Source organism: Arthrobacter sp. A2-55 (assembly GCF_025548615.1).
GTDB classification, from domain to species: domain Bacteria; phylum Actinomycetota; class Actinomycetes; order Actinomycetales; family Micrococcaceae; genus Specibacter; species Specibacter silviterrae.
Genome location: NZ_JAJLOZ010000018.1, coordinates 49,199 through 58,874, shown reverse-complemented (window position 1 = coordinate 58,874; position 9,676 = coordinate 49,199). Strand labels below are relative to the sequence as shown.

3 protein-coding genes are annotated in these 9,676 nt (G+C 67.5%); 2 read left to right on the top strand and 1 reads right to left on the bottom strand.

Translation table 11 applies throughout. From position 1 onward, the window contains the following. Positions 1 to 111: 111 nt before the first annotated feature. Positions 112 to 1,842 (bottom strand): glycoside hydrolase family 13 protein, encoded by a 1,731-nt coding sequence (locus tag LPN03_RS07130; protein WP_165180197.1) that lies wholly within the window; start codon positions 1,840 to 1,842, stop codon positions 112 to 114. 101 nt (positions 1,843 to 1,943) lie between these two features. Between LPN03_RS07130 and LPN03_RS07125 the strand changes: the two genes are divergently transcribed. After that, entirely contained in the window at positions 1,944 to 3,197 is a 1,254-nt protein-coding gene (locus LPN03_RS07125) for an ROK family protein (RefSeq protein ID WP_262453709.1), read from the top strand. A gap of 257 nt (positions 3,198 to 3,454) precedes the next feature. Further along, a complete protein-coding gene (locus tag LPN03_RS07120; protein ID WP_262453708.1) occupies positions 3,455 to 9,583 on the top strand; it encodes an Ig-like domain-containing protein in 6,129 nt (2,042 codons plus the stop codon). Positions 9,584 to 9,676 lie beyond the last annotated feature (93 nt).

Here is a 9,676-nt window from a genome sequence, read left to right as displayed (position 1 = left end):
CCATCACTGGTTGTGTCAGCCAGGACGTTCGCCATGGGCGACAACTCACGGCATCCAGCCGATCTGGACCACCGGAACGAACCAAACAGCCAAAAACGGGCGGACCGGCGTTTAGGGCTTGACCAGCCAGGCGGTGGCGGCGGCCGGGAGCGTCCTGTCCTCGAGTGGGACGCTGCTCAGCACCACAGTTCCCTCGGGAAGGGCGGCGTCGGCGTCGCCGAAGTTGGTGACCACGGTCCAGCCGTTCGGGCGAACAAAATGCAGCACGGCCGGATTGGCATTGGGCACCCATTCAAGGGTTTCGCCGGACTGCAAGGAGCGGCGCAGGCCCAACGCCTTGCGGTACAGGTTCAAGGTGGAGGCCGGGTCGGTGTCCTGCGCGGACGCGGCCGCACCGGCAAACCACTCGGGCTGCGGGAGGTGGGCCGGGACATCGCCGAAGCCAAAGGCAGGGCCGGCAGGGGTCCAGGGCAACGGCACACGGCAGCCGTCACGGCCCACCTCCACCCCGGCGTTGCGGAAGAAGGTCGGGTCCTGGCGCTCAGCGGCGGGAATGTCGGCCACCTCGTGCAGGCCCAGTTCCTCACCCTGGTACAGGTACGCCGAGCCAGGCAGACCCAGCATGAACAAGGTGGCGGCACGGGCCCGGCGCAGGCCCAGCTCCCTGTCCAGTTCAGCCTCCGGGCCGCCGGCCAGCAGCCAGGCCTTGCCGTCCTGGGATATGCCGTCTACGGGATCCGAGCCGGCATCCGCACCGCCGCCCGTCCCTGCCACCAGCCGGGGCAGGCCGTAGCGCGTGGCGTGCCGGACGACGTCGTGGTTGGAAAAAACCCAGGTGGAGGAGGCCCCGGTGGCCTGCGCCTCGGCCAGGTTCTTCGTCACGATCCCCTCGAAGGACGCGGCGTCGAAGTCGGCCATGAGCAGGTCGAAGTTGAACGCCTGGCCCAAGCCTGTGGGGGAGGCATAGCGAGCGCGGCGGGATGGGTCCACCCAGGCTTCGGCGACGGCGGTGCGCGGCGGGTTGTACTCGTTGAACAGGGTGCGCCACTCGGCGTAGATGCCGTGGACGTCGTCGCGGTCCCACAGCGGGTTGGTGCCGTTGTGGAGCTTTTCCAGCCGTTCCAGCTCGGCCTGGGAGGGCAGCGGCTCGGACAGGTCCTTTATGAGTGCGTGCGCCACGTCGATGCGGAAGCCGTCCACGCCGCGGTCTGACCAAAAGCGCAGCGTCCTTAGAAAGTCGTCGCGGATTTCACGGTTGTCCCAGTTGAAGTCGGGCTGCTCGGAGGCGAAGAGGTGCAGATACCACTGGCCATCGGGCACCTGGGTCCAGGCGGGGCCGCCAAAGATTGAGGTCCAGTCCGACGGCGGCAGCTCGCCGTTGGTGCCCTGGCCGTCCCGGAAGATGTAACGTGCGCGGGCGGGGGAGCCCGGTTCTGCGGCAAGGGCCTCCTGGAACCAGGCGTGCTGGTCCGAGGAGTGGTTCGGGACGATGTCGACAATGAGCTTCATGCCCGCACCGTGGAGGCTGGCCGTCATCTCGTCAAAGTCTTCAAGCGTCCCGAGGCGCGGGTCCACGTTGCGGTAGTCGGCGACGTCGTAGCCGCCGTCGGCCAGCTCGGAAGGGTAGAAAGGGCTCAGCCAGACGGCGTCCACGCCCAGTTCTTTCAGGTACGGCACCTTGGCGGTGATGCCCCGGATGTCGCCCAGGCCGTCGGCGTTGGCGTCGTAAAAGCTGCGCGGGTAGATCTGGTAGACGGCGGCCTGGCGCCACCAGGTGGGGTCCCCGGAAGTGCCTGGCGTAGCGGCGGTGGCCGGGAGGACGGAGAGCGGTGACGACGGCATGGGGGGTTCCTTGGCGTGGGTATGAGACGTTTATTTAGAACGTAAATTTATATGTTGTTAGAATTATGTCCGTCCACACCGGCACGCGTCAAGGGGTACTTTTGGAACTTACGGCAAATACGCCCCAGCAACTGCGCCACACCAACATGGCGGCAGTGCTGTCCGTGATGCGCCGGGCCGGCTCCTTCACCGGCACGGAGCTCATTGCCGAGACAGGGCTGGCCCGGGCCACCGTCATCGCCGTGTGTGACGATCTCATCGCCGCCGGCTGGGTCCGCGAACTGCCGGCCCGCCGGCCCCAGTCCGGTGTGCAAAAGGGGCGCCCGGCGCGTGTTTTTGAATTTGATGCCCGGGCGGGCCTGGTGGTGGGCCTTGACGTTGGCGTGGCCAAGACGACGGCGGTGGTTGCGGACCTGAGGGGCGCCATCCTGGGCAGGGCCACGGAGGTTTTTGGCGACTTTACGGCCCCGGCCGCCGAGCGCCTCGACACCATGGGCAAGGCCGTCCAGTCAGCCCTGGAGTCGGCAGGCGCGGGGCAGGATGCCGTGTTGGTGGCGGGTGTGGGCATTGCCGCGCCCGTGGACAACGACGGCGGCATTCCGCGCAGCCAGGCCTTTTGGGAGAACTTTGACATCGGCGTCAGTGAATACCTGCAGGAGCGTTACGGCTGGACTGTGCTGCTGGGCAATGATGCCAACCTGGCGGCGATGGCCGAGCACTGGATGGGTACGGGTGAAGGGGTTGGGGACCTGGCCGTCATGCTGGCGGGGGAGCGCATCGGCTTTGGCTTGATGTCGTCCGGGGAACTCCTCCACGGCGCCACGGGTCGCGCCGGCGAGGTGGGCGCGCTGGAACTGGTCAGCGGCGTCGGGTCGCCGGATGGGATTGCGGCCCTGGTGCGGACGCTCGCCACCGAGGCGGTGGCCACCGGGCCACGCGCCACCCGTCCCGGCGCTGCTGCCCCCTCCCTGCTGGCCGAATTTGCCCGCAAAGACAAGGGCTGCCTCAGCGCGGAGCAGGTCTTTGAGGCGGCGGCGCGCGGCGACAAAACCGCGGTGAGCGTGCTGGACGCCGTCGCCCGGCGCATGGGCAGGGTCATCGCCCTGCTCGCCACCTTTCTGGACCCGGAACTGGTGGTCATCGGCGGCGCGGTGGCGGCGTCGTCGGCCGTCCTGCTCCCGCCCCTGCGGGAGGAACTCGCCAGCTTCATGTCCGCCCCGCCGCGCGTGGAGGTTTCACCATTGGGCGACGCCATTGTGACGCTGGGCGCCGTGCGGCTGGCCCTGAACCACGTGGAGGACAGGGCGCTGGAACTGGTGCCGCGGGCGGCGGGACTGCGCCGGGGCAGGAAATAACCGGGCCAGGAAATAATTAACCCACCAACTGGAGCAATCGGTTACGATTGTGGTCGTACTTCACTGCGTGCATGTCGGCGAAATTCCCCATGGGAAGCGCTCCCCATTGCATGCATCTCGGGATTTCGGGGAAACTGTGTAGTGACTTGGCGGGGAACCAAGCCGCGGTGGCTGCCCAACCGGTGCCGCGCACAGAGTAAAAAAGGAATCTAACAGTTTGCCGCCAGGCTTCAGGGGCGGCAAACCAGGGGTGTTAAATGGCTTTGCCACGACTTGTCAACCGGTCTCAGCGCGGAAGAAAGCTTTGGGGGATCACGGGAACCGCCGCAGTTGCCGCTGCCCTGGTGACGGGCGCCGTCATCTACCCCGGCTTCAACACCGCCGACGTGGACCTCAACGACGGCAGCGTCTGGGTCACCAACCGCACCATGAACATGGTGGGCCACCTCAACGCCCAATCCCAGGTGCTCGACGGCGGCTTCACGGCCACCACCCCCGGCTTCGACGTGCTGCAAAACGCCGGCACCGTCTACATGGACAACGATTCCGGCACGCTCCTGAACAAGGTGGACGTGCCGGACATGGCCCTTTCACAGGACACGTCGCTCTCCGGAGCCAAGAAGGTCTCCCTCGGCAGCGAGCTGGTGGCCATCACGGATCCGGCCGCGGGCAAGGTCTGGGCGGTTCCCGGCAACGCGGTGGCATCGTTCGACGACAAGACCAGCAAACCGCTCCTGTCCAAAGTGGCCAACGCGCAGGCCGCCGTCGGGCTGGTCACGGACTCCGGCAGCAGCAGCGTGTTCGTGCTCGACCCGCGGACCGGCGAATTGACCACGGCCAAGGTCGCCGCTGACGGCAGCACGCAGGCCACCTCCAAGACCACGCTGGACGGCCTGCCTGACACAGGCAAGCTGGAGCTGAGCGTGGTGGGGGACAAGCCGGTGGTCCTGGACCCGGGCACCGGCACCCTGTTCCTGCCCGGCAACAAGAAAATTACCGTCCCGAACGGCCAAAACGCGCGCCTGCAGCAACGCAGTGCCGGCGGCAGCTCAGTGGTTGTGGAGACCTCACGCGGGCTCCTGGTCCAGCCGCTCGACGGCGGCCAGGGCACCACCGTGGATGCCGGCGGCACCGGGCGCGCCATCGCCCCGGTACTGCAGGGCGGCTGCGTGCACGCTGCATGGAACGGTTCCAACAAGTACCTCCACTACTGCCCCGGCCAGGACGCCAAGCCGGTGGACCTGCCCAAGGCCGCCGGCCAGGCTGACCTGGTGTTCCGCCAAAACCGCGACGTGGTGGTGCTCAATGACATGAACGGCGGAGACGTGTGGCTGGTGAACCAAAACCTGCTGCTGGTCAACAACTGGAAGGACTTGACGGCCGACCAAAAGAACGCCGACAACGCCAAGAAGGAATCCACCGACCCGAACGTGGTCAACACCCTGCCGGACCGGACCAAGCCGAACCGCCCGCCCATAGCCAATCCTGACAGTTTTGGCGTACGTGCCGGGCGCACCACCCTGCTGCCGGTCCTGTACAACGATTCCGACCCCGACGGCGACGTGCTCACCGTGGGCGACCACCCGGCCGCCATCAAGGCCGGCACACTCCAAACCGTCTATGGCGGCACGGGCCTGCAGCTGGCCGTCCCCGCCGGCACGCCGGCGGGCAGCGAAACGTTCCGCTACTCGGCCAGTGACGGCCGCGGCGGCACCGCCAGCGCCCCCGTCACCATCCGCGTGGTGCCGCCTTCGGAAAATTCCGCGCCGGTTTCACTGCGGGCCACCACCATGGTGGTGGCGCAGGGGCAGTCCATCACCCAGAACGTGCTGGCGGACATGATCGATCCCGACGGCGACGACCTCTTCCTGGTGGGCGCCGCGGCCGGGGACGCCACGGGGCAGGTCAAGTTCACGCCCGACGGCGAACTGACCTACCTTGACAACGGGCAGGGCAGCGGCATCAAGACCGTCACCATCAAGGTTTCCGACGGCCGGGCCGTCACCGACAAGACCATCAAGGTTTCCGTCAAGTCCGGCGGCGTGCCGCCCGTGGCCAACGCCGACTTTGTGCGCGCCGTGGCCGGCCAGGCCACCACCGTGGCACCGTTGAAGAACGACCAGGACCCCTCCGGCGGGGAACTGCGCCTGGCCAGCGTGGACAAGCCCGCCACGGGCTCTGTTTCCGCCGTCGCGGACAACGGCACCTTTACCTTCACCTCCTCCACCCCGGGCACTGTCTACTTGCCGTACCAGGTGACGAACGGCCCGCAAAGCGCCACGGGCCTGATCCGCATTGACGTGGTGCCGGCCCAGGCTGACCAGGTGCCGATCGCCGTACAGGACATCGCCCGGCTGCCTGTGGGCGGCTCCACCCTGGTGGACGTGCTGGGCAACGACACGGACCCCTCCGGCGGCGTGCTGGTGGTCAAGTCCGTGACGGTTCCGGAAGGTACCGGCCTCACGGCCACCGTCCTTGACCACCACGTGGTCAAGCTGACGGATGTCAATGACCCGGGCCAGCCCGTCACCATTTCCTACACGGTGGCCAACGGCCAGGGCACCGCCACGGGTGCCATCTCCGTGATGCGCATCCCCAGCAGCTCCACCCTGCAGCCGCCCGTTGCCCGCCCCGACGTGGTCACCGTCCGCGCGGGCGATGTGGTGCGCATACCCGTGCTGGCCAACGACACCGACCCGAACGGGGATGTCCTCAAGCACCCGGAAATCACCCAAAGCCCCGATGCGGCCGCCGGCAGGCTGTGGGTGGACCAGGACACGCTGCGCTTCCTGGCCGGCCCCACGGCCGGCTCCGTCTCCGCCGTATACAAGGTCACCAACAACTCCGGACAGTCGGATTCCGCGTCCGTGACCATCAACATCATCGCCCCGGACCCCCAGCACAACCTCCCGCCGTCGCCCAAGAGCGTGGAGGGCCGCGTCATTGCCGGCTCGCAGACACGCATCCAGGTCCCGCTCGACGGCATCGACCCCGACGGCGACTCCGTGCGCCTGGTGGGCATCGACACCCCGCCCTCCCTGGGCACGGCGGTGGCAGGCAACGGCTTCATCACCTACACGGCCGCCGGCAACTCGGCCGGCACCGACACTTTCACCTACAAGGTCCAGGACCGCCTCGGCGCCGAAGCCACCGGCACCGTGAGGGTGGGCATCGCCAAGGCCGGCACCACCAACCACCCGCCACAGGCCGCCGACGACTTCATTTCCATGCGGCCCGGGCGCCAGGTGGCCGTCGACGTGCTCCTCAACGATTCAGACCCCGACGGCGACCCCCTCGCCGTGGTCAAGAACGGCTTCAGCGGCCCCGCGGACATGGCGCCGCATGTGGGCGAACAAGGCAGGGTCATTGTGACGGCCCCGCCCACCCCCGGCATGGCCACGATGGGATACACCGTCACCGACCCCTCAGGTGCCACGGCGCACGCCAACATCCGCATGGACGTCACCGCCAACGCGCCCCTGCGCGCCCCCATCGCCCGGGACGACATCGTCACCACAGCGGAGGCGCTGGGGAAGAACACCGTAAACGTCCCAGTCCTGAAAAATGACGAGGACCCGGACGGCGTCACCGACGACCTCAAGGTGACCCTGACCCGGAACACGCCCACGGCCTCCGTCAATGCCGACGGCACGCTGCAGGTCCAGCTCACCCAGGCACCCCAGATGGTGCCGTACACCGTGACGGATCCGGACCACCTCAGCTCCACCGCCATTGTCTGGGTGCCGGGCCTGGGCCAGCAGTACCCCGTGCTGGCCAAGACCGATCCCATCAAGGTCCAGGCAGGCAACACGGCCACCTTGAACCTGAAGGACTACGTCAAGGTGCGCAGCGGCCGCACGCCCCGCATCACCCAGGCGGACAAGGTCAGGCTCATCGGTGCCTCGGGCAGCAACGTCCTCTCCGGTGATGGCGGCTCCATCATCTACAGGGCCAACGCCGACTTTTACGGACCCGGCTCCATCACCTTTGAGGTCACGGACGGCTCCGGACCTGACGATCCGAACGGCTTGAAGTCCACGCTGACGGTCATGACGGACGTCACGCCGTCGCCGGCCAAGAACCTGCCGCCCAAGCTGAGCGGCACCGCCATCAATGTGGCACAGCTGGAATCCTCCGAGGTCAACCTTTCGCAGCTGGCCAGCGATCCCGAAAAGGACCCGCTCACGTTTGCGCTTTCCGGCGACCAGCCGGCAGGCATCAAGGCACAGCTCGACGGCGCCACGCTGAAAGTGGGCGCCGAAAAGTCGGCCGCGCTGGGCTCCGTGCAGACGCTGGGCATCCAGGTCAGCGACGGCCACAACCCGCCGGTCAAGGCCGCCGTCACCATCACCGTCACGTCTTCCACGAAGCCGCTGGCCGTGGCCAACGACGACTCCGTGCCCGACGCCCATGCCGGGCGGCTGGAAAGCGTGCCGGTGCTCGCGAACGACGTCAACCCGTTCCCGGCGACGCCGCTGAAGGTGGTGGACGCGCGGCTGCTGACTGGCGCCGGCGGCACCCTGGTGGCCGTCGCGGGGGACAAGGTGAACGTCACGGCCCCGGGGGACTTCACCGGCAATGTGGTGGTCAGCTACACCATCCAGGACGCCACGGGCGACCACGCCCGGCAGGTCACCGGCCGGATCACGCTCAACGTGAAGGGCAAGCCCGGCACTCCCGACGCACCCCGCGTGCAGGAGGTCACCAGCAAGCAGGTCATGCTCAAGTGGAGCACCCCCGTTGACAACGGCTCGCCCATCACCGGCTACACCGTGAAAAAGAGCGACGGCGGCACCCAGGCGTGCGCCACGAATACCTGCCTCATCACCGGGCTGACGAACAACAAGCCATACACTTTCACGGTGAGCGCCACGAACGCCGTGGGTGAGTCTGCGTACTCGCCGGCGTCGGCCTCGGCCACCCCGGACCAGCAGCCGGACACCCCGGCGGCACCGACAGCGGTGCGGGGGGACACCAAGCTGGACGTCAGCTGGGTCACGCCGGTGGGCGAGTACTCGCCGGTGAAGAGCTACAACCTGGAAATCTCCCCGGTGCCGGCCGGCCAGAATCCACAAAAGAGCGGCGTCACCGGCAACAAGCTGACGTGGACCGGGCTGACGAACGGCGTTGCCTACACCTTCAGGGTGCAGGCGGTCAACAGCGCGCCGAAGCCGTCGGGCTGGAGCCAGTACACGGCCGTTCCCGTCAAGCCCGCGGGCAAGCCCTATGCACCCGCCGCCCCGACCACCACGCTGGTGAACACCGTGGGCAGCCAAAACCAGGTCCGGGTGGACTGGAACGAACCCAACCTCAACGGCGGGGTGCTCAAGGACTACACGCTCACCACGTACCTGGACGGCGCGGCGAAGAAGTCCACCACCACCACCAACACCACCGCCACGGTGTCCCTGCCCAACGGCACCGGCAACTACACGTTCACGGTCACGGCCACCACGGAGGTGTCGTCGTCGGACCCCAGCGCGCCATCGGCGCCCCGGCGGTCCGTCAGCAAGCCCGGCACCGTGCAAAGTGTCTCCATTGCCCCCGCCAACACAGGGGCCGCGGGAGGCCAGGTGACTGTCAACTTCACCCCGCTGTCCGGCACTGCCACGGGCGGCTCCACCGGCGGCGAGCTGACGTACCACGCCCTCGTTTCGTCCACCGGGGCGGACGTGGTCGTCACCCCCGGCAGCCAGGTTTCCGCACCCAATGGAACCTCCACCACCGTCACGGTCTATGCGAAATCGTCCGCCTTTGCCACGGCGGGCGATGCGTCCAGCCCGTCCAACGCCGTCAAGCCCTACGGCACGCCGGGCCAGGCTGGCGTGGGCGGGAGCAACGGCGGGCAGGGAAGCACCTCATTCACCTACAGCTGGAGCTACCCCGGCGGGGCGGTGGACGCACAGTCCATCCAGGTCAAGGTGGGCGGCGGCAGCTGGGTGACCAAGGGCGGCAACGGAAGTGCCAACTATGACACGGGCGGCTACAGCAGGTCCGTCACCGTGTCCGTCCGTTCGGTCAACTCTGTGGGCAGCTACGGACCTATTGCATCGAAGTCCCTCTCCAGCGGTCCACCCAACCCGCCGGCTCCGCAGGACTTTGTCCGGGTGTCCGGCAGCGTAGTCAATACCTGCACCGAAGCCGACGGCTGGGGTGCCTACCAGCTCAATCCCAAGAGGTGTGCGGGAACGGTCACCACGGGCGGCCCCAACCAGGGCGGCGCGTGGGCCAGCACCTCGGACGGGAACATCCCGGTAACCGGGTGCGGCAGTCCCGGCGGCGGCAGCGGCTGGTACAAGATCGGCAGCGGCGCACGCGCCGGGATTGCAGGCCGCTGGCTGAAGGCTTCTGACACGGTGTTTGTCTCAGGCAACGTCCATTGTTAGCCCGAACAGGCACTTAACGTGGATGTTTCAGAGCAACATCCACGTTAAGTGCCGGTTCGGGGTGAGAAAAAGTTTGTCAAGACGATGGACTTT